Raw genomic sequence first — 24,004 nt, forward strand, 5'->3', positions numbered from 1 at the left:
CTTCTGAACGGGACTTTTCATGACCGAGACCCCCACTGGCCACGACCGGGTCGAGCCGCTCGACCTGCAGACCGAGATGCAGCAGTCGTACCTCGACTACGCGATGGCCGTGATCGTCGGCCGCGCGCTGCCCGAGGTCCGCGACGGGCTGAAGCCGGTACACCGCCGCATCCTCTACGCGATGTACGACGGCGGCTATCGGCCGGACCGTGGTTTCAACAAGTGCTCGCGCGTCGTCGGTGACGTGATGGGTCAGTACCACCCGCACGGTGACTCGGCGATCTACGACACCCTGGTCCGGCTGGCGCAGCCGTGGGTGATGCGCGCGCCGCTGATCCAGGGCCAGGGCAACTTCGGTTCGCCCGGTAACGACCCCGCGGCCGCGATGCGGTACACCGAGTGCCGGATGGCGCCGCTGGCGATGGAGATGGTCCGCGACATCGACCAGGAGACCGTCGACTTCCGGCCGAACTACGACGGCAAGTCGCAGGAGCCGGTGATCCTGCCGGCCCGCTTCCCGAACCTGCTCGTCAACGGCTCGTCCGGTATCGCGGTCGGCATGGCGACGAACATCCCGCCGCACAACCTGCGTGAGGTCGCGGCCGCCGTCGACTGGGCGCTGGAGCACCCGGACGCGACCCGTGAGGAGCTGCTCGAGGCCTGCCTGCAGCACATCAAGGGCCCCGATTTCCCGAACGGCGCGCTGATCGTCGGCTACAAGGGCATCGACGACGCGTACCGCACCGGCCGTGGTTCGGTCACGATGCGCGCGGTCGTCGACATCGAAGAGGACGCCAAGGGCCGGACCAGCCTGGTCGTCACCCAGCTGCCGTACATGGTGAACCCGGACAACCTGGCGCTCAAGATCGCCGAACTGGTGAACACCGGGAAGGTCAACGGCATCGCCGACATCCGTGACGACAGCTCGTCCCGGACCGGTCAGCGCCTGGTCATCGTGCTGAAGCGCGACGCGCAGCCCCGCGTCGTACTGAACAACCTCTACAAGCACACGCCGCTGCAGGACACCTTCGGCTGCAACATGCTCGCCCTGGTCGACGGCGTACCGCGCACGCTCAGCGTGGACCTGTTCATCAGCCACTGGATCGACCACCAGATCGAGGTCATCCAGCGGCGCACCCGGTACCGGCTGCGCGACGCTGAGAAGAACGCGCACATCTACCGCGGGTACGTGAAGGCGCTGGACGCCCTCGACGAGGTGATCGCGCTGATCCGGCGCAGCCCCGACGTCGACGACGCCCGCACCGGCCTGATGCAACTGCTTGACATCGACGAGATCCAGGCGCAGGCGATTCTGGACATGCAGCTGCGCCGGCTGGCCGCCCTGGAGCGGCAGAAGATCGTCGAGCGGTTGCAGGAGCTCGAGGCGATCATCGCCGACCTCGAGGACATCCTGGCCAGCCCGGAGCGGCAGCGGACCATCGTCAAGGACGAGCTCGGCGAGATCGTCGAGCGGTACGGCGACGAGCGGCGTACCGAGATCATCGCTGCCGACGGCGACCTGTCGGTGCAGGACCTGGTACCGGACGAGGACGTGGTCGTCACCATCTCCCGCGGCGGCTACGCCAAGCGGACGAAGACCGACCTCTACCGGACGCAGAACCGCGGCGGCAAGGGCGTCCGCGGCGCTGCGCTCCGGGCTGAGGACGAGATCAACCACTTCTTCGCCACCACGAACCACCACTGGATGCTGTTCTTCACCACCAAGGGCCGGGTCTACCGGGCCAAGGTGTGGCAGCTGCCCGAGTCCGCGCGCGACGCCAAGGGATCGCACGTTGCCGGTCTGCTCTCGTTCCAGCCGGACGAGGAGATCGCCCAGGTGCTGACGCTGCGCGACTACGACCAGTCGGACTACCTGGTGCTCGCGACCAAGAAGGGCCTGGTCAAGAAGACGGCCCTGCGGGACTACGACTCCGCGCGGCAGAGCGGCATCATCGCGGTGAACTTCCGCGAGGACGACGACGAACTGATCGGCGCCGACCTGGCCACCGCCGAGGACGACCTGATCCTGGTCTCCCGCAAGGGCCAGTCGATCCGCTTCACCGCGAACGACGACCAGCTGCGGCCGATGGGCCGGGCCACGTCCGGCGTCACCGGGATGAAGTTCCGCGCCGGCGACGAGCTGCTGTCGATGTCGGTGATCCGGGCCGGTTCCGAGGAGGACGCACAGTTCGTCTTCACCGTGACCGACGCCGGGTACGCCAAGCGCTCGAAGGTCTCGGAGTACCGCCAGCAGGGTCGTGGCGGGCTCGGGATCAAGGCCGTCAAGCTGAACGACGAGCGCGGCTCGCTGGTCGGCGCGATCATCGTGACCGACGACGACCAGGTGCTCGCGATCAAGGCCAGCGGCCAGGTCGTCCGTAGCCGGGTCGACAGCGTGCCGGTCAAGGGCCGGGACACGATGGGCGTCCGGTTCGCCGGGGTCGGCGAGTCCGACGCGGTCGTCGCGATCGCCCGGAACACCGATCTGACCGTCGCTCTGGAGGAGTCAGACGCCGCCGAGGCGGGTACTGTCGCTGAAGATGCCCAGAATGTGGACGGATCGACAACCGAATCGACCTCTGAGAGCGTCCACAATGGTGACGAGCGTTCGACGGAGGTTGACGGCGCGGCTACCGTCGAAAGCGACGAAGCCGGCCAGGAGGGTGACTGATGACCAACCGCGCGAGGCCGACATGGCCTGAAGGTGCGGCCGACGGCTCCAAGTCCCAGCGCACCGCGCCGGGTGGGTCGCCGTCTGCTGCCCCGGCCACCCCGGCTTCCAACGGTCGTACCAACGGCGTCCCGGGCGCCAACGGCCAGCAGAGGACAGGTACGCCGAACGGCCAGCGGCCGTCGGGTGAGTACCGCCCGCAGGCGAGACCAGCCGCTCCGCAGCAGCCCGCTCCGAGTACGCCGGGCCGCCCGGAGCCCTGGGCGAACGGTGCATCCGCCGGCGCAGCGTCGTACGGCGAACAGCCGGAGGCCAAGACCGAGTCGTTCGGTGACCGGATGAACGCGGCCCGTCAGGCGGTGCTGGACAAGGCCGCCGCGGTGAAGGCAGCCAAGCCGGACAAGTCGGCGGAGCGTGCCGAAGCCAAGGAGGCCCGGCTCGCGGAGAAGGACGCGAAGGCGTCCGGCCGGCCGCAGACGCGGAAGGCGCGGCTGCGGATGTCCCGGATCGACCCGTGGTCGGTGATGAAGACGGCGTTCCTGCTCGCGATCGCCTTCGGCATCGTCACCTGGGTCGCGGTCTTCATCGTCTGGTCCGCGATCGGCGCGGCCGGTGTGTTCGACAACATCAACTCGACCGTCCGCGAGGTACTCGGTACGCCGACCGGCGAGCCGTTCCGGGTGGAGAACTACATCAACACCGGCAAGGTGATGGGCTTCACCACCCTGCTCGCCTGCGCCGATGTGCTGATCATCACCGCCCTCGCGACCCTCGGATCCTTCCTCTACAACATCGCCGCCACGCTCCTCGGCGGCCTCGAAGTCACGCTGGCGTCGGAGGACTGAGCCGTCCCGGCCGGGCCTTCCGGGGCCCGGTCGTAACCGGTTTGGGAGTACGGCACTTGGTGCGGTAATCTCTCCCGGGTTCGACACCGCAGTACGCGGGCCTATAGCTCAGACGGTTAGAGCGCTGCCCTGATAAGGCAGAGGTCACTGGTTCAAGTCCAGTTAGGCCCACCCCTCCTGTAGTTTTCGAAGTAACAACGTGCTTGGCCCGATCCGAGGAGTCTCCAGTGCTGAGAAAGTTCCTGCTGGTACTGCTGGCCGGCGTCGGTGGATACTTCGTCTACAAGAAGACCCAGCAGTCCCGCGCCGAAAAGGACCTCTGGGCCGAGGTAGCCGACCCGGTAACCCCGGGCCACTGACCACCCTCACGGGGGCGTAGCTCAACTGGCAGAGCACTGCCTTTGCAAGGCAGGGGTTAGGGGTTCAAGTCCCCTCGTCTCCACCATCGTGTTTCTGCAGGTCAGGGCCCGATTCAAGGCTGTCGATGCCCTCGATCTCAGACGACTTTTTGGCTTCCGTGCCCTCCGCGTGCCCTAACGAGTCTTGACCGGGCTTAGGACGCGCGTCCCGGAGACGAGCGTTCAGCTTGACCGCAATCTCGCGAGAGCGCCCCTTCGATACGTGCAGGTACCGCATCGCAGCACGTGGGCTGGAGTGCCCCATCCGCTCCATCAGTTCCCGGAGACTCGCGCCGTCGTCGGCGGCGAACTGGTTTCCCGTGTGCCTCAGGTCGTGGAAGTGAACCTGCCGCACCTTCGCCTTGGACAACGCCTTGATCCAGATCTTCCGGAAGTTCTGCCGGCGGATCTTGCCTCCCTTCGGACCAACGAACACCCGACCGTCCTCCCCCGGCTCGGCGTACTCGGCCAGGTGCTGCTTCAGTTCGTCCAGCAGGTCATCCGGGACCGGAACAGACCGGCGGCCGGCGGCTGACTTCGGGTCCTTCAGATACAACTCACCATTGCTCAGTTGGGCTTGGTTCTCCACCACTGTGACAAACCCTGTGGACACATCGATGTTCCGCCGAGTCAGCGCAGCCAGTTCGCCGATTCGCAGGCTCGTGAAGGTGGCCAGCAGAACCATCATTCGCAGCCGCGGGGGCGTCGCATCGACCACCCGAAGAACCTCGTCGATCGACAACACCGGACGCTCGGGACTCTTGTCGTCGCCCGCCCCTTTGATCCGGCACGGATTCCGCTTGATCATCCCGTCATCCAGCGCGGTGTTCAGCATCGCCCGAAGAACGCGGTACGCCTTGGCCGCACTCGGTCGACCCGCACCGGTGTCGAGCATCCCGGCGTACCAACCCCGAACGTCCTTCTCCTTGACCTCGTTGATTGGCCGATTGCCGAACGTCGGTTCGATGTAGCCGTGGAATGCGAACTCGTACCTCTCGCGGGTCGTCTTGGCTAGATCGCGCTCAGCGAGCCAATCGCGGCCCCACGGGCCAAGGTCGACCTTTCCGGCTTCCGGGTCGAACCAGTCGTCACGTGCTATATCAGCCGCGAGCTTGGACAGCGCCAGCTCGGCATCCTTCTTTCGCTCGTACGTAACTGGAGCGTTGTGCCGGAGCCCATCCGGACCGTAGTAGCGCACCTGCCACCGGCCTGAGGCGAGTTGCCGAACGCTGCCGAACGAGCGTCGACCCGCCATCAGGCCGCCCGCCCACGGATGACAACCGGCTCGACTGTGCGTCGGTCGATGTACTCCTGCACTGCCGATTCCGGGATGCGGATGTAGCGACCGACCCGGACGAAGCGGATCCGGCGCTCCTCAACCAGCCGTCGAGGGAATCGAGGCCCGCTGGTGGTGGACCAGGTGCCGAGCAGTTCGGCGGCCTCGGCATAGGTCAACAGTCTGTCCATCTCGTCTCTCTCCCCAGTCATGCCGCCGTTGTGGCGGGTCGTTGGTCAGTTGCCGAATTGCCGTCGGTCGGTGGTCCTGTGCCGTCGCGGGCGCGTTGTTTGGCTGCGTCGTATTGCTCGCGCCAGCGGATGCGTTTGGTGATGCTGTAGGCCAGGGCCAGGACTTCCTTTTGTGTGGGTGCGTCCTCGTCGCCTGGGCGTACGGGGGTCCAGATGAACCGCGGTTGTTCGTCGTCGGTGGTGGTCTGGTGGACGGACAGTGCGGTTTGGTCGTCCATCTCGACGCCGGCGGCGGCCAGGGTTTGGCGGATGACTTCGGCGCGGTCGGCGCGGTGGTCGGTCAGGGTTTTGCCGGTCCATTGGCGGGAAACGAGGACGCGGCGGCCGCCGAGGCCGAGGTGTTCGCGGTCGTGGGCTTTGCTGTCGCATTCGCCGGGGACGAGGTTGCCGGTCGCGTCCTTCGGGGTGATCCCGTACAGGAGCCAGTTCGCGCAGGTAGGCGAGCAGGGCAGAACCTTGACGTGCTCGTGCAGCCGGTTCAGGTGGTCGAGCTGGGCGGAGTGCAGCTCGGCGGGATCGTCGCCGTACGTCTCGCCGATCGCCTTGCCGAGGTACTTCGTCAGGTAGCCGATCGCCTTACCGACCTTGGCATCGGACCCCGCGACGATGCCCTTGTAATCGACTTGTTCGCCGAAGCGGACGACGTGCGCGGGCCGCGATGCGGGGTCAGCGGCCAGGTCGTCCAACGCGTTGTCCCACGTGGGCAGCAGTACGCCCGTGGCGGGGTCGAGGAAGCGTTCGGCGTACTCGTCCCACACAGGGAGGTCGTTGCCGGCCTGAGAGCCGTACAGGGGCGTCTCATGCTCTGGCCACCACACTTGGTGGTAGGTGGCGGCGGCGACCTGGCGGACGAGCTCGCGCGGCACGGTACCGCGGACTGCCATGTGCAGATGCGGAGCGAGGCGCTTCTGTGGCTCGACCACGGCGAAGTACTGCGCCTTGTAGCCCGCGCATCGGCGCAGGTTCTGAACGAAGCGGTCGACGCCCTTGGAGAAGTGCAGTGCGTCGAGCGCGGCGCGGCGGTAGTCGTACGTCGACGGGTCGACCGGTGTCGACAGAACGGGTGAGTTCGGGCTGTGGTGGACGCCGCACGAGCACGGCATGAGCTTGCCCTTGACCCGGTACGGGAGACGGTGCGTTGCGCCGTAGGAGTCGAGGGTGAGGGTGAGGAACATCGACGGGCGGTAGGTCTTGCCGTTGGGTGCGCGGAACGTCGTACCGACCGTGCGCTTGTCCATCGGGACTCGTGGCAGGTCCGGTGCGTCCTGGCGTCGACGGGTCGAACGAACGCGGCGCGTCGATTCCTCGTCGGTGCCGGCGTCGTCGGGCTCGGCCTCGTCCTCGAGCTGGTCGTCGTCGGCGGGGAGGTCGAGTTCGGTGTCTCGGTGCCAGCCTTCGCGGCACTGCTGCATCCGCAGCCGCCGGTTTGCCTCGGCGCACGGCGGACACTTCGAGACGAGCGTCGACCCGCAGGAGACGCCGACGATACGTTCGGTGCCGGTCTCGGTGTCGATGACGCGGTTCAGGATCGGGCGGACGCACACGCCGTTGGTGATGGCGACGTCTTGTACTACGTCCAGCGGGAAGCGGTCCAGCGTGATCCTGTTGTGCGTTGCGGTGTTGGTCATCTGGACCACCTCCCTACTGGTTCTGATCCGGCGTCAGTGGCTCGGATCGGTCGTATTTGTTGGGGATTCGGGCTGTCAGGTAGCAGCGCACGCCCGCGGTTCCGCAGTTGGTGTACAGCAGCCCGGAACCTTCGAGCTGGAACACCACCGCAAGCACCTTGACCATGACTTCGATCTCCTCGGGCTCACCAGACAGCCGCATCTGGACGGTTATCACGAGGCCAGCCAGGTAGCGAAAGCGCGGCCGACGATCCCGGGCGCACAGGCTCGGCACCACCGCAGCAGAGGCCGGCCGTTGATCGTGACGACCATGTGCGGTTCGCCCGGTGTGATGAGGCCCTCGCAGTCGCCGGGGTCGGTGGATGCCGCCATCCGGGTACAGATGTAGGCGTCGGGGTCATCGATGACGAACGCGTGCTCGGCCTCGATCTCGACACCGGCACTGATCACGAGGCCAAAGGTGGTCATGCTGCCGCCCTCTCGGTCTCGACTTCCCGGTTGAGCGGGAGAGGCTTGGTCGGGTCGAGGGCACCCGGTCCGGGCATCCACTCGGTCCGGCAGGCGGCAGGGAGCGGCCAGGGCGCGATCCGTGCCCAGTACGCCGAGAGTCCGGCGAGTTTGCTGGTGATGGAGTCCCGGTCCGCGTCGGTTGTTCCTCCCCAGACACCTTGCTCGTCGTTGAGCAGCGCCGAGGCGAGACAGGACCGGCGGACCGGGCAGGTACCGCAGATGCTCTGCGCGGCCTCGGTCTGCTCCTTGACGGTCGGCTCCTCGCTGCAGAACGCGGGGTCGGTACTGCCGAGGCAGGCAGCCCGGTCACGCCAACCGCGGACCATCCATTGGTTGACCGTGACCCGCATCGGTAGGGGCAGTTGTGGGGTCAGCGGCAGCGCGAGCTGCCCGGCGATCTGAACCTTGGTCCTCATGCCGCTTCACCGCTCTCGACCACTTCCCCGTCGACGGTGTTGGGGTTGATCAGGGTCACGCCGTCTCGGGCGGCGTCGATCGCACCGCGCAGGCCGTAGGTGGTCGGCATGTTTCGGATCGCGTCGTCAGTCATGTAGGCCGCGCGGACCCGTACCGGCTCTCGTCTGCCCTCTTGCAGGACGTACGCGACGCCGGGCAGCGATTCCGGGATTCGATCGCACTCCGCGCCGAGATCCCTCGCACCTTCACCGAGCGCCATCTCAACCTGCGCTTCGTTGTCCAGACGCATCGCGATCTTGGTCGGGAACAGCTCGCGCCAGCTCACTACGTCTTTCGTCACGAGCAGCGAGGTTGCGAAGACCGAGAACCCAGGTGCACGGCCCTTGCCGAGCAGCCGTCCGAGCGCTACATCGATCCGCCCGGACAGTCGCCGGCCTTCCGGACCGGGCAGCAAGATGGTGAGCTGCATCAGCTCGTCAATGACGATCAGCACGAACGGGGTCTCCCGCGATGCGGTGAACTTCCGCGCCTTGCCGCGCAGCAACTTGGTGCGGTCGTCAAGGGCGCGCCTTCGGCGCGGGCTGGGCGAGCCCATGCGGCCTGCCGGCCGAACCTCGCCCACCCCGCGCGGAGACGGCCAAGATCCCCTGTTTCCATAGGGCCGACATCGTCCGATTCCACACGATCGACCGCGGGTAGCCCCGTCCCCCTGCCGCCCGATCGTACGGCCAGCACGGCACGCGTCAAGAGCGCTACGCGTCCCTACGGGATCGGCAAGCCGACTCTTGACCCGCACCGCGCTGACCTGGGTTGGCAGCTATCAGGGGGACGGGGCAGGTGTGGCGACGGGCCTGTTATGAAGCGGACACGCACGGTACCTTTGCCTGATGAAGGTGGGGGTTTACGTCGACGGATACAACCTGTACTACGCCGCGCGGCGTTCCTGCGGTCGAGGAACCCCAGGTTGGCGGTGGCTCAATATCCGATCGCTAGCGGAGAGCTTGATCGCTGAACAGCCAGCATGGCAGGGCTCGACGATCGAGAAGGTCGTGTACTGCACGGCCCGAATCTCGGCCAGAACGAACCCAAGCGGCCATGCTGATCAAGACGCCTATATCAATGCCCTCACCCGCTCGAAGAGCGTGACAGCCGTTGAGTTTGGCAACTACGTTGCCCGTGTGAAGCAAGCACCCTTGGCGGTCAAGGATGCGAACGATCGCCCGGTGGTCTACACCTCCCAATGGCCAATCATGGTTCAGTCTTCGCTCGGAGCCGCAGTTCGGAACGCCGTCTTTATGGTGTCCTACCTCCACAATGAGGAGAAAGGCTCGGACGTCAATGTGGCAACGCACTTGCTAGTTGACGTCCTTGAGAAGAACGTCGATGCAGCGATCGTGATATCAAACGACTCTGATCTGAAACTGCCGCTCAAACAGGCTTGGGCTCGCGTACCAACGGCCGTCGTTAACCCCGGTAATGGCTTCACCGCACTCAACGGTTCGCCCGCCGCCGGCCCTGGCGGACACTGGTGGCGCTCACTGACAGCTCAAGACTTCAAGAGGAACCAGCTCCCTGACCCCGCTGGCGGTGTGAGGCGCCCGGTTGGCTGGTGAGATAACGAAGATGTTACGAAGCTCACAGAGGGTGTCGTCAACTGGCGTTGACGCCCATCGCGAGCTATCGTTCAAGCATCACTCGCCCGGTCCCCCTGTGGGGCCGGGTTTACTCTTGTGGGCACGTCCCACCGTCTTCGTGATGTGCGGTCGAATCCTTCGAGAGCTGGCGTCAGTGACGCTTAAATGACAATGAAGTGATTCTACATCCCGGTTATGCGATGCCCAACTGTCAGGCCGGCAGGCCCGCCTGGGCGCCTTGTGGGTATGACCTCGATCTCCTGGCTGCAATCGGCTTCTAGGCCTGCCGGATCCGATATCAACATCATCCGAGCGCGGCGGTCTGGGTGGCCGACTATGAGCTGGAAGTAGCCTCAAGTCGCGGACTGTCGTTAGGCGCGGATTGACCTGAGGGTCGTGCCCTCTGCGTGCCCTAGCAAGAAAATGCCAACGGGCTCGACCGGTCCCCAACGGGGTCGAACCGGTCGAGCCCACGCTCCGAACCCGACGCTCAGCCAGGCGGGATAGGCGCAACCGCCTTTGCAAGGCAGGGGTTAGGGGTTCACGTCCCCTCGTCTCCACCATTATGTTTCTGCAGGTCAGGGTCTGAATCCGAGGCTCTCGCCGCCTCAGCCTCCCCCTTCGCGCGATCTCAATCGCCGCGAGCCTGGCCAACTCTTGACGTGCGCCGTGGTGGCTACTTGGTCAGGGGCAGAGGGTTGCGAGGCCGACTCGATCAGTCCGCGGTAGATCGCCAGGTACTCCAGTCGGTCGTCGGGCGAACGCGGATCAGCGCCACCCCGGCGAGTTCGAGGGTGTCCCCACGCTGGCCGCTCTCCTCATCCAGCTCACGTACGGCAGCTTCCTGAGGCGACTCGCCTGGACCGAGCATGCCGCCGGGCACCTCCCATGCTTGCCGATACCGGTTGAAGACCTGAGGCATTCATTTCGGCAATCAACCGCGTCATAACAGTGTGGACGCGGTGTGGCTGAGTGCGTCGTGCATCGACCTGTTGCCGGTGGAGAGATGCCACGATGCCGATTGGGTTGTGAGCGCGAACAACCAGGCTCTGGTCCGCCGGCGTTCGAGCCCGAGCCGGTCCGCCAACGAGTCAGCCCGTGCGGGTGTCGTGGGCTGGTGCATGTCGTGCTGGAGAAACATCGCGACATCGAATGATGGGTCGCCGGCCATCGATGAGGGGTCGATAGCCAGCCAGCCTCGTCCCGACAGGAGAACGTTGCGCCGATGGAAGTCGCCATGGAGCAGTACGGCCTGAGCCGCCGACCCGGGCAACGAGCGGAACAATTGGGCAGCTTCGCGAAACGGGCCCGGATCAACCACGTCACCGAACTGGTCGGCTCGGCCTTCCACGACTTGTGCGCGCTGGGCGGACGCCTCGGCGAGAGGCTCGAGTCCCGAAGAAGGGAGCGCGGCGGACCACAGCGGCGGCAGGACCTGGAGTGCAACGCCGTCCGCCTCGGCAGCCGACAGATCCGCCGCGTCGGTCCCCGGGACGCAGCACTCCATCAGAGTGGCCCGAATCGCTGGGTCATGCTCGAAGAGTTGCACCGCACCCCGCCCAGACCACGCCCGCAACGCGCTGACCTGATCGTGCCGTACCGGAAGCGGCACGGTGATCTGAAGAACCGCCAACTCTCCGCTCCTCCGCCTCACCGGCGCAGTCCAGCTCGAGTCCCCTCCCGGCTCAAACGCAGGGAGCACCGTGAGCTCCCACCGCTCCACGCAGTTCGCAATAAGCCCCGGCAATTCCCGAAGCCACGATGCACCAGCGGAGTGATAAGCCCGAATCCGATCCGCGAGGCCCGCCGGAACGAGGCCATCACCATGCCTCCCGTCGCCCACATCAACACCTCTCGAGCCCGCGTGGCCGAGACCCTACAAACCAAACCGCAAGCGACACCAGCCATTTACGACTCACGGCGCTGCTTGCGTCAGTTCAGGAACGTCCAGCCGGCGATGGCGTACGTGGTTACTCCGACGATGATGCACAGGATCAGGGCGCACTGCGACAGGCAGGACGCGCGGTTGCGGCGGTCGATGGCTTCGCGTTCTTCGCTGGGCAGACGGCGGTAGGCGCGAGCCTTCATGCCGGGTGGGTCGAAGACCCGGGCCGGTCGGCCGCCGGTGATGGCGATCATCAGTACGGAAACCAGCGTCCCGCCACGGAGCGCACCAAGCAGCGAAGTTCCGACGATGCCACTCCGAACGAAGAACGCCCCGCTGACCGCCACCACCGCACCAGCACCTCGACGGCCTCGCGTCCGCTCGAGCGGGCACTCAGTACGGCCAGAACCACGTACGCCAACCACGTCACCGCAAACAGGCTCACCCACAGGGTCACGCCACGCATCGTCTCGCGTGCGCTCTGCCTACTCCAGCCCCCGGTGGCGCAACTCGGTCGGGTGTGGTTGCTTCTCGCACCCACCATCGACCGCGACTATCGCCACATCTGACGAAGGATTCAAAGGAGGTGCCCTGTGAGGTTTGGAAGCTACAGACTGGAGTGGTGGAGGTTGGTGGAGGGCGGGTCTGGTCGTGGGCTGCGTCGGAGGCTCAGGTTGAGGCGCGGCGGCGCGAGGCGGATGAGTTGGTCGGGGAACGCAACTGGCGGTTCGCTATTACACGCTGGACTACCGGCGCGAAGAACCTCATCCCGAGTTGGTCGACAGCGGGCCGCGCGTGGTTGAGGGCGAGGTGGAGTGGCGCGAACCCACCTGGCTCGGCGACGGGTTCGATGCTGTGGATTACGGGCTCGAGATCGCGACCGACTCCGGTGCAGTGTTCTCGCTCACCTGGGATCCGCGGGGTGAACAAGAGGGCATTGGATTGCAGCGCATCCCGATGCTCGGCAGCGGTGTCAGAAGTGACGCAGACGTGGCGATCTGGGATGTGGGCGCGCGTGGTGCCAGTTGGGTGTCACTGATCGACGGGCGTGTCACTGGGGTCGAGTTGCACTACGTTCCCTGGGACGAGGCGACAGGTAGCTTTTGGTGTCGGCGCATCACGCTGCACGGTTCGGACACGCCCGTCGAAGTCGTGATGGGAGATTCCCAGGACGGTGTCTTGGTCCCGTCCGCCGAGACTGTTGCCGTGCTCCACCCAGGTACCGCTGTGCCTGTCTGGCGTTAGGAGTCGCGGCGGGCGGTGGATTGGTGGAGGGCTAGGTGGGCGCCTAGGTAGCCGGAGGTGGCTGCGGTGGCGTTGGCGGTGGCGGCGAGGGTGGTGGCTCGGCGGTGGTTGCCTTGGAGGCGGGCTACTAGGGAGGCGGCGAAGAGGAAGGTTGCTGTGTCCATGCCTATTGCGTGGACGGCGCCGATTCTGCGTTGTTCGCCGGAGAGTTCGGACCAGTCGGCGGCGCCGGCCAGGGCTGTGGGGATGGAGGCCAGGAGGCCGGCGGTGGCAAGGAGGGTCGCGCCGCGTCGGGATTGCGTGCCGCCGGCCAGGTCGAGGAGCGTGGTGGCCAGCCAGCAGCCGGTGGTGATGTCGGTGAGCGACGGGTGGATCGAGTGGCCGAGTACGTCGGTGTGCAGCGGCGTACGGCGTACTCGTTCGATCAGCGGCCCGTACGCCAACTCCTGGGCGCGGGCGAGCCGCTCCGACCAACGGCTGTTGCCGACGGCGCGGAGTGCGCGTTGCGGCAAGGAATTCGATGCCACGGTTCGAAGATACGCCGTCTTTGTGGGGTTGGGTGCACAATCCACTTAAGGATTGGTGGCTCAAGGGAGGACACGGGGATGAGCGACGGGCACGAATCCAAAGGCGTTTCGGTGGAACTGCTGGCGTCGGTGGATCTCGGAGCGGAGATTCCCGGGATGGAAGGCCGCCGGCTGCGGATGCGGATGGTGACGATCGAGCCGGGCGGGGTGTTCGGGCCGCTGCACGATCACGTGGGCCGGCCGGGGACGGTGTACGTGCTGGAGGGGACGATCACGGATCATCGGGACGGGACGACGACCGAGTACGGTCCTGGGCTCGGGTGGCCGGAGGACAAGAACACGTTGCACTGGCTCGAGAACCGCGGGACAGTTCCGGCGGTGGAGATCTCGGTAGATGTCGTCCAGGGCGACTAACTGAACGCCCAGCTCACCTGCAGGGGGAACTCGGCCCGCCAGAACGGGTCGCCGTGGTTGCCGGGGCGTTCGGTGATGACTACGTCTGCGTCGGCGGCTTTCAGGGCGTCGGCCCAGCGGGCGGCGTTCTCCATGAACCATGGCTCCTCGGTGCCCGCGACCAGGTACGCGCGGGGCAGTCGCTCCGGCAGTTCCGCCGGCGGCTGGTACCCACCGCCTGGCGAGGCAGCGAGGACGGTGCCGTAGACGTCGGGGTGCCGCATGCCCATCGCGAGGGCGAGTTCGGCGCTGGCTGAGACGCCGCACACCGCGGTACGTTCGGGCGGCAACGCGACGCCGAATCGCTGGCGTACCCAGTCGCGTACTTCGTCCACGAAGAAGGTCTCGTGCTCCGCGAACTGCGCCGGCTCGAAGGACGGGGAGTACTCGCGGATTCGTACCATCTCGTCCGCGGCGTCGGTCCGGTAGACGCCGACGACCAGGGTCGGCGGTACGTCGGCCTGCTCGAGGTCCGGGCCCCACGTCGAGATCAGTTGCCCGTCGCCGGCGTACACGACTGCCTCCGGTGGTGCGGACGGTACGTAGACGGCGACCTGGCGACCACCGTCGTACGAGAAGGTCTCGGTGACGAGGTTGTCCATTCATCTCTCCATCGCGAGGACTGGCAGACTTGCCGGCGTGACCGACCAGAGTGCGTTCGACTTCAGTGGCTACCAGGAGGCCGCCGCACGAACCGGCGGGCTCGTCGCGACCGATCACCCGATTGTGTACCCAACTCTGGGTCTCGTGAACGAAGCCGGCGAGGTGGCCGGCAAGGTGAAGAAGATCTTCCGCGACCGGCAGGGCGTGATCACCGACGCCGATCGCGAGGCGCTGACGCTGGAGCTCGGCGACGTGCTCTGGTACCTCTCGGAGTTGTCCACCAGACTCGGCATCCGCCTCGAGGACGTCGCCGAACGCAACCTCGCGAAGATCGCGGACCGCGCGTCCCGCGGGGTGCTCAACGGCGACGGCGACCACCGCTAGCCCTTGAACGAGTCAGCCGCCGCCTGCACCTGCGCACGCCGCTCGCTCCAGAACCACGGCGGTCGCAGTATGTCTGACTACTCCCCGGTGGTGCCGTCGAGGGCTTCGCGGAGGAGGTCGGCGTGGCCGGTGTGGCGGGCGTATTCCTCGATGACGTGTTCGAGGATGAAGCGGATGTCGGTGTTGCCGTACTCCGGGTTCGGCTCGATCCGGTCGAGGTCCTTGGTGCCGCGCGGGAACAGGTCGCGCGAAGTTTGACAGGCTGTCAAATAATCCGTGTAGACGTCGTACGCCGGCACCGGGTCGGATTCGTCGTACCACTCGTCGCCGTCGGCCGTCTCGTACGTCCGGTACGACGCGAACCGCGGCGGCGTACCGGTCAGGCGCAGGTGCAGCCAGTACCGCTCGACGCCCTGCAGGTGTCGCATCAGTCCGAGCAGCGTGAGTGAGGTCGACGCGATCGGCCGCTGCCGGAGTTGCTCGTCCGTGAGGCCGGAGCATTTCCACAGGAAGGTCGCGCGGTGATAGTCGAGGTTCGAGGCGATCACGTCGAGCCACGAGCCGGTCAGCACCCGCGCCGGCCGCATGACATTCTCGATCACGTTCATGGAGAGCCCTTCTCGTCGGAGGATCCACTCCTACCGATGCGCGAGCCGCCCGCGGATCGACATCAATGCTCGATCAGACCGCCGACAATCACCGGCTCGACGTGCCCGGACAAAGGCCGCCGCTGGGCGAGCGCGATCCCGATGTCGACGAGCGCCACGCGCCGAAGCGCCGGCACCTCGTCCAGCGAGGTCCACACCGACTCGGCCGTCTCACCGTTCGGCTCCGGCCGAGGCGTGCCGCCGGTGATCCGCACGGCGTAGAACACGCCGAGGTTCTGGTGATCCCCATGCCCCCGACGACGTACGGCGGCCGGCACCACGCGCGAGTCCACGCCGAGCAACTGCTCGACGACGGACTCGTACCCGGTCTCCTCGGCCACCTCGCGAGTCACCGCGTCGTACGGGTCCTCGTTCTGCTCGACGCCCCCACCGGGCAGGGTCCACCAACTCCCGTCCCCGTACGGCGACACGTACCGCGCCAGCAGCACCCGCCCACCGTCGACACAAACCGCGTAAGCACCCACCCGCTGACTCATCCCCGGACCCTAACCCGCTCTCAGATGCAGAACGGATGCCCAGCCGGGTCTGCGTACACGTGGTGATCCGGCCCGTCGGTCTGCAGCGGCTCGGCCCCGAGGCTGACGGCATGCGCCCGCGCCTCCGCGACGTCGTCGGTGAACAGGTCCAGATGAACCTGCTGCGGGTACGCCGGATCCGGCCAGCGTGGCGCCGGCCCGTCGGACCGCTGGAACGCCAACTGCGGCGCACCCGCGAGAACGATCCGACCTGGGGTATCGACCTCCGGCAGATCCAGGAGCGCGCTGTAGAACTCGGCAAGGGCCCGCGGTTCCGGGCAGTCGACGACGACCCGAACGATCCGCGCCCGATCCGTCGCCTCCGGGTAGAGACAGAACGGATGCCCGATCGGATCGGCGTACACGTGCCACTCGCGCCGATCATCGAGCAACTCCGCCCCGAGCTCCACTGCCCGCGCACCCGCTGACGCCAGATCGGGTACGGCGATATCCAGGTGCAGCTGCTGCGGGTAGGAAGGATCCGGCCACCGCGGCGGCTGGTAGTCGATCGGCCCGTCGCCGAACCCCAACATCAGCCGCCCGTCCCCCGCGACCAGAAACCAGTCCTCGCGAACGATCCGCATCCCCAGCAGCTCCGCATAGAACCGAGCAACCGGCCGGGCCCCAGCTGCGTAACTCTCCGGCGAATCCCCAGGACAGGCGAACACCACGTTCTGTAGCTCGAGATCCGCCATTCGACCTCCTAGGTCAGGTCTGGGATTTTGCCCGCCGCCACGTAGTCGCGGAAGTGCTTGATCTCGCCGTCGCGGATCCGGAAGACCTGGATGCAGGGAGCTTCGAAGGGTTGGCCGGTGGTCGTGTGGCGGGCCTTGGTGACGAGTTCGAGGACCACGACTTCGGGGTCGGCGGTCTGGTGGAGCTGAACGGTCTCCAGGTCGAGGATCTCGATCGGGCGGTCGGCCGTCTCGACGGAGAACTTGCGGATCGTCTCGCGGCCCTCGAGGCGGCTCGGGAGGCCGTTGACCGCGAACGGGAGTTCGATGACGCCGTCCTCGGCGAACAGGTCGGCGAACGATTCGAAGTCGCGGGCGATCAGGTGCCGGCGGCGGAGTTCCAGGACTTCGGCGGGAGTACGCATCACGGTGATCCTCTCGTTCAACACGCGTAGAATGGTTCAACGAGCGTAGAACGAAACCGTCGCCCAGGTCAACGGGCGTAGAATGAACGGGGTGAACGAGCCCACGCCCCGGTCGTCGCGGGCACAGCAGCGGATCGATACGCAGGACCGGATCCTGGCCGCGGCGCGGCAGCTGTTCGCCGAGGCCGGGTACGACCGGACCACGATCCGCGCGGTCGCCGCGGCGGCGCAGGTCGATGCCGGGCTGGTGATGCACTACTTCGGCAGCAAGGAGAAGCTGTTCGCGCTGTCGACGCGGACGGACACTCCGCTGGTCACCGGCGATACGCCGGAGGAGGTTGCCGAGCAGCTGCTCGGGATCCTCAGACAGTCGCTGATCGAGGAGCCGATCGGTTCGCTGGCCGCGCTCCGATCGATGCTGACCCATCCCGACGCGGCCGCCGAGGTCGGCAACGCGCACGCCGAACGGGTCAAGGTCAGCAAGGCGATCCCGGGTGTCGACGGCAACCTGCGGGCCGCGGTACTGAGCGCGATCCTGATCGGCGTGGTGCTCGGCCGGCACCTGGTGAAGCTCGAGGAGTTGGCCGACGCCGACCCGGACGAGATCGTCGAACTGCTCCGTCCGGTGGTTCGCTCGCTGACCAAAGCCGAGGAATAGGTCCGCGCGCACCGGAGTTGCCGCGGGTATGAGCCTTGAGTTCGGAGTGATTCTGCCGACGTCGACGTCGACGCCGGATCCGGAGCGGCCGATCCTCGGCGATGTGCGGGACAGCGCCCGGTACGCCGAGGACGCCGGGCTCGACTCGATCTGGTCGACCGACCACCTGGTCGCGAGTGCCCCGCTGCTCGAGAGTTCCGTCGTACTCGCGACGGCGGCCGCCGTGACCGAGCGGATCACCGTCGGGTACAATGTGATGCTGCTGGCGTTGCGGCCCGTGGCGTGGGCGGCGAAGCAGATCAGCTCACTGCAGTACGTTTCGAACAACCGCGTCGTACTCGGCGTCGGTACGGGGAATCCCGCGCACGGTGATGCGGGCTGGCGCGCGGCCGGGGTGGAGTTCGCCGACCGCGGCCGCCTGACCGACGAGGCACTCGCCGTACTGCCGGGACTGATCGCGGGCTCCGACCCCGACGTGAAGATCTCGCCGAGTTCCAAGGTGCCGCCGATCTTCGTGGCCGGCGGCGGGCCGCGGGCACACAAGCGGGCCGCGAAATACGCCGACGGCTGGGCCACGATCGCGCTGCCGCCGGACGAGGTCCGCGCGAACCTGGACCGTATCAACGAACTTGCCGACGGCAAGCAGTTGAAGGCGACCGTGGTCGCGCCGCAGCTCACCGACAACCCGCTCGAACAGCTGGCCGCGTACGAAGCAGCCGGCACCGAGCGGATCATCTTCCCGCCCACCGGCGACTGGCGCCACGACTTCGACCACGCAGCCGAACTCCGCGCCCGCTACCGCGCCTGAATGGGTCGGCGAAAGTCGGCTCGATTGGACCTGCCGGCCGCATCGGCGAGCCCGAATACTGGGGACGTACGGCGACCTGAGGAAGTGGACATGTACGTACCGGCGCACTTCGCGGGTGACGAGCAGGCGGTCCAGGACCTGCTGACGAAGCACGGGGCCGCGGATCTGGTGACAATGACGGCGGACGGACTGATGGCGACGATGCTGCCGTTCGTCCACGACCGCGAGCGGAACGTACTGCTCGGCCATCTCGCGCGGAACAACGAGCAATGGCAGCGGCCCGTGATTGGCGACGCGCTGGTGATCATGCGCGGGCCGGACGCGTACGTCTCCCCCACCTGGTACCCGTCGAAGCAGGAGCACGGGCGCGTCGTACCGACCTGGAACTACATCACCGCCCACGTCCACGGGACGATGACCGTGTACGACGATCCCGACTGGGTCGAGGGCGTCGTGCGGCGGTTGTCGGAACTGCACGAAGCCGGTCGGCCCGAGCCGTGGTCGGTGGACGACGCGCCGGTGAAGTACGTCAGCGGTCAGCTCCGGGCTGTTGTCGGCATCGAGATCGCGATCAAGCGGATCGAGGCCAAGTTCAAACTCAGCCAGAATCGCCCGGAAGCCGACATCGACGGCGTCATCGACGGCCTCCACCACGACAACCAGGACCCCCTCGCCGAAGCCGTCGCCCGCTACCGGCCATGAGGGCAGTTGACCTTGACCCACAGGGCAAGGTTTAGGCTCCTGAGCATGTCTGGACTTGTGCTGGTCGGAGTTGGGCCCGGGATCGGGATGGCGGTGGCGCGGCGGTTCGTGCGGGAGGGGCTGAGTGCGGGGGTGATCGCGCGCTCGGAGGCGACGGTGAAGGCGGCGGCCGATGAGCTCGGGCGTGCTGACGTACTACCGGTGACCGCGGACGTGACGGACGAGGCTGCGTTGCGTTCGGCGCTCGATCGGGTGGTCGAGGCGTACGGCGTACCGGACGTGGTGGTCTACAACGCGGCCTTGATCCAGGCGGACCGGATCGGCGACCTGAGCGCGCGGCAGCACCTCGACGCCTGGGCGGTGAACGTGGTCGGCGCGATCACCACCGCGTCGCACCTCGCTCCGGCGATGGCCGAGCGGGGTAGCGGGTCGTTCCTGATCACTGGGGGCATGCCGCTGCCGAAGCCGGACTACGCAAGCCTGTCCATCGGGAAGGCTGGGGTCCGGACGCTGGTGACGCTGCTGGATCAGCAGTACGGCGCGGCGGGCGTGCACGCGGCGAGCGTGACCGTCAGCGGCGGCGTGGCGCCGGGGAGCGGGTGGGATCCGGACGAGATCGCGAACCACTACTGGCGGCTGCACCGCCAGGCGCCGGCCGAATGGGTCCACGAACTCGTCATCTGAGATTGGGATGACAACACGCTGCGTCGAGATCAAACTGTTGTTTTAACGGACCTGGGAGTGGTTCCAGTGCCCGGTACGCTGCGTGGCCGTAGACCAATTCGAGCCGGGATCAGGTGACGGGTGGCTGACGACGTAGAAGATGTCATCGAGCAGGCGCGCCAGAAACTGGTGCAGATCGTGCGCATGATGATGCGATTCATGGACAACAGGTCGCACAACGACAGCCGGTTCTTCCGTAGCTTGGTCGAGCGGCAGGCGCCGGGGATGCAGCGCATGATCGATCAGGGCCACAGCGACGCCCAGATCTCGGGGACGCTCGGCGAGTTCCTGAAGCCTGGCTGGGAAGGCAACCTGACCCAGGCCTTCAGGCTGATGGACGACAAGCTCCCGGTGTTCCGGGACCCGGCCGTACAGCAGGCGACCGACGAGTACTTGGCTCTGCGACCGCAGCTGGTGCAGCGCGCGGGTCAGATCACCACCGAACTGCAGAACCTCGGCGCACCCGGAGCGGCGGCCGAGTTCCAGCGCCTCACCCAAGAAGCCACCGCCCGCATCGACGCCGCCGCACCTCGCGGACGCCCGCCCACATCGGCGACCCGAGCACCAGGCGGCCTGCCGACGCCACCACGCCCGACACAAGCGCCGACCGGCCCCGGCGCACAGCCGACGCCACCACCGACCCGGGCGCCAGGGCCTGGCGGTCAGCCGCCCCCACGCCCGTCGCAAGCACCCGGCACCGCCCAGGCACCAGGAGCCGGCCCGCTCCCGCCACAACCCCAAACCGGCCAGGTTCCCGGAGTCGCGCAGTCTCAGGCCGGGCAGGTTCCTGGAGCGGCGCCAACCACGCCGCAGCCTCAGGCGGCGCAGGTGTCCGGGGCGAGCGCAACGCCCGGGCAGGCGCAGGGGACCAGTAAGCGGGTGGAGGCTCGGGAGGCCGGGCCGGTGACGTTGAACACCAAGTTGATGAACACCGCGGGGACGATCAATATCACGACCGGTCCGCCCGGGTCTCGCGCGCACATCACCTTCAGTACGACCGCCACCGACGGTCCGGCCGCGGACGCCGTGAACCGGGCGGAGATGCGCGCGGAGCCGGACGGGCAGATGGTCGCGAACGCCATGGTCACCGGCGCGAGCGCAAGCGTGACGACGCACAGCAGCAACGGGACCTACACCCAAACCGTCACCCAGCACGGCAGCGGCGGCATCGCCGTCGTCGGGAACATCGACGAGCTGACGATCGACGGCGACAACATCCACATCGGCAACATCAGCGGCAGCAATGCCACGATCGCGGTCGGCAACAACGCGGTCGCGATCAACAACGGCACGTTCGCGATCGGCCGGACGGCGCCGCCGATCCGGGTCGACGCCGTCGTACCGGAAGGCAGTACGGTCATCGCCGACAGCGGCGCTGCGAACATCACGACCGACGGCAACCTCAGGTCGGTCGACGCGCACTCGGTGAGCGGCAACATCAGTACGGGTCGCGCCGACAGCATCAAGGCGACCTCGGTCTCCGGCAACGTCACCGTGCACGTCGACCGCCCGTGCGACGTACGGGCCGGGTCGGTGAGCGGGAATGTCAGCGTGACCGCCAGCAGCCCCGAGGTCGCCAGCCAGACCCGCCTGAACACAGCCGCCGAACCGGGCAAACTCCAGACGCCTCAAGGCGCCAACTCCCCCGCTCCCCAGTCCGGCCAAGCCTCCGACGGAGCCCGCGAAAACCCCACCCGCAACACCCAAACCCGCCAAACCGGCCAAGGCCTAGGCGCCTGACCAGCTGGCGCCAGGCCCAAGCCGCCCGCAGCCCGCGCCGCCGGCGCGGGCTGCTGTGCCGGGCGTGCTGTGTGCCGGACGATGTTCGGCGGTGGTTAGCCGAGGAGGCCGCGTTTGAAGGCTTCGGCTACGGCGGCGGCTCGGTCGGAGACGTTCAGTTTGGAGTAGATGTTCAGGAGGTGCGTCTTCACGGTCGCCTCGCTGATGAACAGGTGCCGGGCGGTCTCGCGGTTCGTGTTGCCGGCAGCAACTAGTTTGAGGACCTCGAGTTCTCGGGGGCTGAGCAGTTCCGGTGCGCGCGGGGTGCGGACGTGGTTCATCAGCGTGTTCGCCACCGACGGCGCGAGGACCGAATGGCCGTTCGCCGCGGACCGTACCGCCCGGAGCAGCTCGTCGCGCGGTGCGTCCTTCAGCAGGTACCCGGTGGCGCCCGCCTCGATCGCCGGTACGACGTACCCGTCGGTGTCGTACGTCGTCAGTACGAGCACCCGCGACCGCACCCCGCGTTCGGCGAGCTCGCTGATCGCGTCCAGCCCGTTCATGCCGGGCATCTGCAGGTCCATCAGGATCACGTCCGGCCGCAGCGCCGCGGCCAGCTGGATCGCCTCCGCGCCGTCGGCCGCCTCGCCGACCACCTCGAACTCGGGCTCGGCCGCGAACATCCCGCTCAGCCCGTCCCGGACGATCGGGTGGTCGTCGGCGATCAGCAACCGGATCATGCGCCCGCTCCCGTCAACGGCACGGTCGCCGAGATCGCCGTACCGAAACCTGGTTCGGACTCGATCTCCAGCGTCCCGTTCAGCGCCTCGACCCGCTGGCGCATCGCGACCAGACCGTACCCGCCGACCTCGGACGACGGCCTGGTCCCGGCCGGATCGAACCCGGCGCCGTCGTCCCGGACGTCGACGGCGACCTTCTTCTCCATGTACGACAGCGTGACGCCCACCCGGGTCGCCTGTGCATACTTCGCCACGTTCGCCAACGCCTCCTGAGTTGCGCGGAGCAGGGTCGACTCGGTCTCGGGTGTCAGCACCCGTGGCGAGCCGGTAGTGGTCAGTTGTACGTCGACGCCGTGCAGCGCCGACCATCGCCGGACGACGTCCGCGATCGCGTCGCCCAACGTCGCCGACTGCAGCGGCTGCGGGCGCAGCGCGTGCACCGAGCGCCGGGCCTCGGTGAGGCTCTCGCGGGCGAGCCCGATCGCGTTCGTCACGTACCGCCGCCAGTCCTCGGCGGTCTCCGCGGCCTGCAACTGGGCGACGATCCCGGTCAGCCCCTGCGCGAGGGTGTCGTGAATCTCGCGGGCCATCCGCTGCCGTTCGTCGATCACGCCCGCTTCCCGCGCCTGGGTCAGGAGTTGCCCGTGCAGTACCGCGTTCTCCGCCAAGGTGTCCTCGAGCCGGCGGTTGGTCTCCGTCAGGGCGTCGACCGCCTCCTGACGCTGCCGGCTCAGTACGTCGCTGCGCCGGCCGAGCCAGGACGCGAGGCACATGCCGACCACGTTCACCCCGATCACCGCGGCGGTGACGAGCAGCCCGATTGCGTCCGTCTTCGGGATCGCGTACGACTGCGCGTAGCCCGCGAGGACCGCGACGGCACCGACGCCGACCAACTCGATCGGCCAGGGCAGCAGGATGAACGTGTAGAAGTACCCGGCCGGGGTCAGGAACCCGAACCACGGATCCCGTACCACCAGCACCGCCAGCAGCAGCACGAACCCGGCGATGAAGACGCCGATCCAGCGGTGGTCGGTGCGCTTGGCCGGCCGGAGCGTGAACATGCCGAGCATCCACAGCCCGATCAGCGCGCACAGCACCAGGTCGACTGCCAGAGACCCGAGCCGGTCGCGCTTGATCAGGACGGTGACGGCGGTGACGCATGCGAGGAACACATACGGCGCCACCGTCAGCCGCAGCGGCCAGACCTGTTCAGCCATGTCACTTAGTGAACACCGAGCGGAGGTGCTTGCCGTTCACCAGGAGTGTCACGCCGAGGAGCAGCAGTCCACAGACGGCCTGCTCGCCCTTCAGCCAGAGCGGGAAGGTGCCCGGGAGCGCGATGATCGTGACGATCGCGACCAGCATCACGGCCGAGACGATCCGCAGCCGGAGGAATCCGCGGTGGGACCCTTTGGCCGCGCTGCGGGCGAAGAGCAGGGTCAGCAACGAGCTGCCGACCACGATCGTGCCCCGGACCCAGACCGCGCTGTTGACGATGTCCGTGTGGTGGCGCAGGGCGATGATGGCGATCAGCGTCAGCACGCTGATCGCGACGTAGCCGGTCACCAGCAGTTGCACGCTCCGCAACGCGGAGGCGCTGCGCGGGTGTCCGACGTTGGCGGGAGTAGTCATCTCGGTGGTCCTT

At 67.2% G+C, this 24,004-nt stretch carries 31 protein-coding genes and 2 tRNA genes; 14 read left to right on the forward strand and 19 right to left on the reverse strand.

Going from position 1 to position 24,004, the window contains the following annotated elements:
• Window positions 1-19: 19 nt before the first annotated feature.
• The 5 genes from gyrA (at window position 20) to ACFYRU_RS10875 (ending at window position 3,961) form a co-directional block, all read left to right on the forward strand.
• A complete protein-coding gene (gene gyrA / locus ACFYRU_RS10855; protein ID WP_387655865.1) occupies window positions 20-2,671 on the forward strand; it encodes a DNA gyrase subunit A in 2,652 nt (883 codons plus the stop codon).
• Complete coding sequence (locus ACFYRU_RS10860) at window positions 2,671-3,516, forward strand: DUF3566 domain-containing protein (protein ID WP_387655867.1); 846 nt, start codon at window positions 2,671-2,673, stop codon at window positions 3,514-3,516. Before gyrA ends, ACFYRU_RS10860 begins: the two co-directional genes overlap by 1 nt.
• A 97-nt stretch (window positions 3,517-3,613) precedes the next feature.
• Window positions 3,614-3,687: transfer RNA gene (locus ACFYRU_RS10865), tRNA-Ile, on the forward strand.
• 56 nt (window positions 3,688-3,743) lie between these two features.
• Window positions 3,744-3,875 carry a DLW-39 family protein gene (locus tag ACFYRU_RS10870; RefSeq protein ID WP_209696738.1) on the forward strand — a complete coding sequence of 44 codons (132 nt, stop codon included), beginning with the start codon at window positions 3,744-3,746 and terminating at the stop codon, window positions 3,873-3,875.
• A 10-nt stretch (window positions 3,876-3,885) separates the two neighbouring features.
• A tRNA-Ala gene (locus tag ACFYRU_RS10875) sits at window positions 3,886-3,961 on the forward strand.
• Here the strand turns inward: ACFYRU_RS10875 and ACFYRU_RS10880 are convergent.
• Genes ACFYRU_RS10880 through ACFYRU_RS10910 form a run of 7 tightly spaced genes read right to left on the reverse strand, consistent with a single transcriptional unit; the run spans window position 3,940 to window position 8,591 of the window.
• Window positions 3,940-5,112: a tyrosine-type recombinase/integrase gene (locus ACFYRU_RS10880; RefSeq protein WP_387655871.1), complete on the reverse strand. Its 1,173-nt coding sequence runs from the start codon at window positions 5,110-5,112 to the stop codon at window positions 3,940-3,942. The two genes, ACFYRU_RS10875 and ACFYRU_RS10880, sit on opposite strands and share 22 nt — an antisense overlap.
• Before the next feature lie 56 nt (window positions 5,113-5,168).
• A complete protein-coding gene (locus tag ACFYRU_RS10885) occupies window positions 5,169-5,381 on the reverse strand; it encodes an excisionase family DNA-binding protein (RefSeq protein WP_387655874.1) in 213 nt (70 codons plus the stop codon).
• A 17-nt stretch (window positions 5,382-5,398) separates the two neighbouring features.
• The gene (locus tag ACFYRU_RS10890) at window positions 5,399-7,069 is read right to left on the reverse strand and encodes a replication initiator (protein WP_387655876.1); all 1,671 of its coding nucleotides are present in this window, start codon (window positions 7,067-7,069) and stop codon (window positions 5,399-5,401) included.
• A 13-nt stretch (window positions 7,070-7,082) separates the two neighbouring features.
• A complete protein-coding gene (locus ACFYRU_RS10895) occupies window positions 7,083-7,271 on the reverse strand; it encodes a hypothetical protein (protein WP_387655878.1) in 189 nt (62 codons plus the stop codon).
• A gap of 11 nt (window positions 7,272-7,282) precedes the next feature.
• Complete coding sequence (locus tag ACFYRU_RS10900) at window positions 7,283-7,537, reverse strand: hypothetical protein (RefSeq protein ID WP_387655881.1); 255 nt, start codon at window positions 7,535-7,537, stop codon at window positions 7,283-7,285.
• A complete protein-coding gene (locus ACFYRU_RS10905) occupies window positions 7,534-7,995 on the reverse strand; it encodes a WhiB family transcriptional regulator (protein ID WP_387655883.1) in 462 nt (153 codons plus the stop codon). Before ACFYRU_RS10905 ends, ACFYRU_RS10900 begins: the two co-directional genes overlap by 4 nt.
• Window positions 7,992-8,591: a hypothetical protein gene (locus tag ACFYRU_RS10910; RefSeq protein ID WP_387655886.1), complete on the reverse strand. Its 600-nt coding sequence runs from the start codon at window positions 8,589-8,591 to the stop codon at window positions 7,992-7,994. The genes ACFYRU_RS10905 and ACFYRU_RS10910 overlap by 4 nt, the downstream gene beginning before the upstream one ends.
• 292 nt (window positions 8,592-8,883) lie before the next feature.
• Between ACFYRU_RS10910 and ACFYRU_RS10915 the strand changes: the two genes are divergently transcribed.
• Entirely contained in the window at window positions 8,884-9,609 is a 726-nt protein-coding gene (locus ACFYRU_RS10915) for an NYN domain-containing protein (protein WP_387655888.1), read from the forward strand.
• A gap of 736 nt (window positions 9,610-10,345) precedes the next feature.
• On the opposite strand, the gene ACFYRU_RS10920 is transcribed toward ACFYRU_RS10915, so the two are convergent.
• From ACFYRU_RS10920 to ACFYRU_RS10930, 3 genes are all read right to left on the reverse strand, one after another.
• Window positions 10,346-10,552 carry an NUDIX hydrolase gene (locus tag ACFYRU_RS10920; protein WP_387655891.1) on the reverse strand — a complete coding sequence of 69 codons (207 nt, stop codon included), beginning with the start codon at window positions 10,550-10,552 and terminating at the stop codon, window positions 10,346-10,348.
• Window positions 10,553-10,573: 21 nt separating this feature from the next.
• Window positions 10,574-11,473: an aminoglycoside phosphotransferase family protein gene (locus ACFYRU_RS10925; protein ID WP_387655893.1), complete on the reverse strand. Its 900-nt coding sequence runs from the start codon at window positions 11,471-11,473 to the stop codon at window positions 10,574-10,576.
• 89 nt (window positions 11,474-11,562) lie between these two features.
• Window positions 11,563-11,865 carry a hypothetical protein gene (locus ACFYRU_RS10930; protein ID WP_387655896.1) on the reverse strand — a complete coding sequence of 101 codons (303 nt, stop codon included), beginning with the start codon at window positions 11,863-11,865 and terminating at the stop codon, window positions 11,563-11,565.
• 445 nt (window positions 11,866-12,310) lie between these two features.
• On the opposite strand from ACFYRU_RS10930, the gene ACFYRU_RS10935 reads away from it, so the two are divergent.
• On the forward strand, window positions 12,311-12,760 hold the full coding sequence (locus tag ACFYRU_RS10935) for a hypothetical protein (protein ID WP_387655898.1): 450 nt from the start codon (window positions 12,311-12,313) through the stop codon (window positions 12,758-12,760).
• On the opposite strand, the gene ACFYRU_RS10940 is transcribed toward ACFYRU_RS10935, so the two are convergent.
• Window positions 12,757-13,287: a DUF2231 domain-containing protein gene (locus ACFYRU_RS10940; RefSeq protein WP_387655901.1), complete on the reverse strand. Its 531-nt coding sequence runs from the start codon at window positions 13,285-13,287 to the stop codon at window positions 12,757-12,759. The genes ACFYRU_RS10935 and ACFYRU_RS10940 overlap by 4 nt on opposite strands.
• Window positions 13,288-13,365: 78 nt before the next feature.
• Between ACFYRU_RS10940 and ACFYRU_RS10945 the strand changes: the two genes are divergently transcribed.
• The gene (locus ACFYRU_RS10945) at window positions 13,366-13,701 is read left to right on the forward strand and encodes a cupin domain-containing protein (RefSeq protein ID WP_387655904.1); all 336 of its coding nucleotides are present in this window, start codon (window positions 13,366-13,368) and stop codon (window positions 13,699-13,701) included.
• Here ACFYRU_RS10945 and ACFYRU_RS10950 read toward each other — a convergent pair.
• Window positions 13,698-14,342: an alpha/beta hydrolase-fold protein gene (locus ACFYRU_RS10950; protein WP_387655907.1), complete on the reverse strand. Its 645-nt coding sequence runs from the start codon at window positions 14,340-14,342 to the stop codon at window positions 13,698-13,700. The two genes, ACFYRU_RS10945 and ACFYRU_RS10950, sit on opposite strands and share 4 nt — an antisense overlap.
• A 37-nt stretch (window positions 14,343-14,379) precedes the next feature.
• Here ACFYRU_RS10950 and ACFYRU_RS10955 point away from each other — a divergent pair, with 37 nt between their 5' ends.
• On the forward strand, window positions 14,380-14,727 hold the full coding sequence (locus tag ACFYRU_RS10955) for a nucleoside triphosphate pyrophosphohydrolase family protein (protein WP_387655909.1): 348 nt from the start codon (window positions 14,380-14,382) through the stop codon (window positions 14,725-14,727).
• A gap of 77 nt (window positions 14,728-14,804) precedes the next feature.
• Here ACFYRU_RS10955 and ACFYRU_RS10960 read toward each other — a convergent pair whose 3' ends face one another.
• The 4 genes from ACFYRU_RS10960 to ACFYRU_RS10975 form a co-directional block, all read right to left on the reverse strand.
• Window positions 14,805-15,335, reverse strand: a complete 531-nt coding sequence (locus ACFYRU_RS10960) for a DinB family protein (protein ID WP_387655911.1) — start codon at window positions 15,333-15,335, stop codon at window positions 14,805-14,807.
• 62 nt (window positions 15,336-15,397) lie between these two features.
• Complete coding sequence (locus tag ACFYRU_RS10965; RefSeq protein WP_387655913.1) at window positions 15,398-15,871, reverse strand: NUDIX hydrolase; 474 nt, start codon at window positions 15,869-15,871, stop codon at window positions 15,398-15,400.
• A 20-nt stretch (window positions 15,872-15,891) separates the two neighbouring features.
• Complete coding sequence (locus tag ACFYRU_RS10970; protein WP_387655915.1) at window positions 15,892-16,605, reverse strand: VOC family protein; 714 nt, start codon at window positions 16,603-16,605, stop codon at window positions 15,892-15,894.
• 8 nt (window positions 16,606-16,613) lie between these two features.
• A complete protein-coding gene (locus tag ACFYRU_RS10975; protein WP_387655917.1) occupies window positions 16,614-17,033 on the reverse strand; it encodes a nuclear transport factor 2 family protein in 420 nt (139 codons plus the stop codon).
• A 67-nt stretch (window positions 17,034-17,100) separates the two neighbouring features.
• On the opposite strand from ACFYRU_RS10975, the gene ACFYRU_RS10980 reads away from it, so the two are divergent.
• From ACFYRU_RS10980 to ACFYRU_RS11000, 5 genes are all read left to right on the forward strand, one after another.
• Window positions 17,101-17,667: a TetR family transcriptional regulator gene (locus ACFYRU_RS10980; RefSeq protein ID WP_387655919.1), complete on the forward strand. Its 567-nt coding sequence runs from the start codon at window positions 17,101-17,103 to the stop codon at window positions 17,665-17,667.
• A gap of 28 nt (window positions 17,668-17,695) precedes the next feature.
• Window positions 17,696-18,475, forward strand: coding sequence for an LLM class flavin-dependent oxidoreductase (locus ACFYRU_RS10985; protein WP_387655922.1), 780 nt, complete (start codon window positions 17,696-17,698; stop codon window positions 18,473-18,475).
• 90 nt (window positions 18,476-18,565) lie between these two features.
• Entirely contained in the window at window positions 18,566-19,177 is a 612-nt protein-coding gene (locus ACFYRU_RS10990) for an FMN-binding negative transcriptional regulator (protein WP_387655925.1), read from the forward strand.
• 45 nt (window positions 19,178-19,222) lie between these two features.
• Window positions 19,223-19,861, forward strand: coding sequence for an SDR family NAD(P)-dependent oxidoreductase (locus tag ACFYRU_RS10995; protein WP_387655927.1), 639 nt, complete (start codon window positions 19,223-19,225; stop codon window positions 19,859-19,861).
• A 120-nt stretch (window positions 19,862-19,981) separates the two neighbouring features.
• Window positions 19,982-21,640 (forward strand): hypothetical protein, encoded by a 1,659-nt coding sequence (locus ACFYRU_RS11000; RefSeq protein WP_387655929.1) that lies wholly within the window; start codon window positions 19,982-19,984, stop codon window positions 21,638-21,640.
• 95 nt (window positions 21,641-21,735) lie between these two features.
• On the opposite strand, the gene ACFYRU_RS11005 is transcribed toward ACFYRU_RS11000, so the two are convergent.
• From ACFYRU_RS11005 to ACFYRU_RS11015, 3 genes are read right to left on the reverse strand one after another with little or no spacing between them, the layout of a single operon-like run.
• Window positions 21,736-22,359 carry a response regulator gene (locus ACFYRU_RS11005; protein WP_387655932.1) on the reverse strand — a complete coding sequence of 208 codons (624 nt, stop codon included), beginning with the start codon at window positions 22,357-22,359 and terminating at the stop codon, window positions 21,736-21,738.
• Window positions 22,356-23,576: a histidine kinase gene (locus tag ACFYRU_RS11010; RefSeq protein ID WP_387655935.1), complete on the reverse strand. Its 1,221-nt coding sequence runs from the start codon at window positions 23,574-23,576 to the stop codon at window positions 22,356-22,358. Before ACFYRU_RS11010 ends, ACFYRU_RS11005 begins: the two co-directional genes overlap by 4 nt.
• 1 nt (window position 23,577) lies before the next feature.
• Complete coding sequence (locus ACFYRU_RS11015; RefSeq protein ID WP_387655938.1) at window positions 23,578-23,991, reverse strand: hypothetical protein; 414 nt, start codon at window positions 23,989-23,991, stop codon at window positions 23,578-23,580.
• Window positions 23,992-24,004: the final 13 nt, after the last annotated feature.

This window comes from Kribbella sp. NPDC004536 (assembly GCF_042873835.1).
GTDB lineage: Bacteria > Actinomycetota > Actinomycetes > Propionibacteriales > Kribbellaceae > Kribbella.

Coding starts and splice junctions, on each gene's coding strand:
- gyrA (WP_387655865.1), top strand. CDS start 20: ATGACCGAGACCCCCACTGGCCACGACCGGGTCGAGCCGCTCGACCTG.
- ACFYRU_RS10860 (WP_387655867.1), top strand. CDS start 2,671: ATGACCAACCGCGCGAGGCCGACATGGCCTGAAGGTGCGGCCGACGGC.
- ACFYRU_RS10885 (WP_387655874.1), bottom strand. CDS start 5,381: ATGGACAGACTGTTGACCTATGCCGAGGCCGCCGAACTGCTCGGCACC.
- ACFYRU_RS10890 (WP_387655876.1), bottom strand. CDS start 7,069: ATGACCAACACCGCAACGCACAACAGGATCACGCTGGACCGCTTCCCG.
- ACFYRU_RS10895 (WP_387655878.1), bottom strand. CDS start 7,271: ATGCGGCTGTCTGGTGAGCCCGAGGAGATCGAAGTCATGGTCAAGGTG.
- ACFYRU_RS10900 (WP_387655881.1), bottom strand. CDS start 7,537: ATGACCACCTTTGGCCTCGTGATCAGTGCCGGTGTCGAGATCGAGGCC.
- ACFYRU_RS10905 (WP_387655883.1), bottom strand. CDS start 7,995: ATGAGGACCAAGGTTCAGATCGCCGGGCAGCTCGCGCTGCCGCTGACC.
- ACFYRU_RS10910 (WP_387655886.1), bottom strand. CDS start 8,591: ATGGGCTCGCCCAGCCCGCGCCGAAGGCGCGCCCTTGACGACCGCACC.
- ACFYRU_RS10915 (WP_387655888.1), top strand. CDS start 8,884: ATGAAGGTGGGGGTTTACGTCGACGGATACAACCTGTACTACGCCGCG.
- ACFYRU_RS10920 (WP_387655891.1), bottom strand. CDS start 10,552: ATGCCTCAGGTCTTCAACCGGTATCGGCAAGCATGGGAGGTGCCCGGC.
- ACFYRU_RS10945 (WP_387655904.1), top strand. CDS start 13,366: ATGAGCGACGGGCACGAATCCAAAGGCGTTTCGGTGGAACTGCTGGCG.
- ACFYRU_RS10950 (WP_387655907.1), bottom strand. CDS start 14,342: ATGGACAACCTCGTCACCGAGACCTTCTCGTACGACGGTGGTCGCCAG.
- ACFYRU_RS10960 (WP_387655911.1), bottom strand. CDS start 15,335: ATGAACGTGATCGAGAATGTCATGCGGCCGGCGCGGGTGCTGACCGGC.
- ACFYRU_RS10965 (WP_387655913.1), bottom strand. CDS start 15,871: ATGAGTCAGCGGGTGGGTGCTTACGCGGTTTGTGTCGACGGTGGGCGG.
- ACFYRU_RS10970 (WP_387655915.1), bottom strand. CDS start 16,605: ATGGCGGATCTCGAGCTACAGAACGTGGTGTTCGCCTGTCCTGGGGAT.
- ACFYRU_RS10985 (WP_387655922.1), top strand. CDS start 17,696: ATGAGCCTTGAGTTCGGAGTGATTCTGCCGACGTCGACGTCGACGCCG.
- ACFYRU_RS10990 (WP_387655925.1), top strand. CDS start 18,566: ATGTACGTACCGGCGCACTTCGCGGGTGACGAGCAGGCGGTCCAGGAC.
- ACFYRU_RS10995 (WP_387655927.1), top strand. CDS start 19,223: ATGTCTGGACTTGTGCTGGTCGGAGTTGGGCCCGGGATCGGGATGGCG.
- ACFYRU_RS11005 (WP_387655932.1), bottom strand. CDS start 22,359: ATGATCCGGTTGCTGATCGCCGACGACCACCCGATCGTCCGGGACGGG.
- ACFYRU_RS11010 (WP_387655935.1), bottom strand. CDS start 23,576: ATGGCTGAACAGGTCTGGCCGCTGCGGCTGACGGTGGCGCCGTATGTG.
- ACFYRU_RS11015 (WP_387655938.1), bottom strand. CDS start 23,991: ATGACTACTCCCGCCAACGTCGGACACCCGCGCAGCGCCTCCGCGTTG.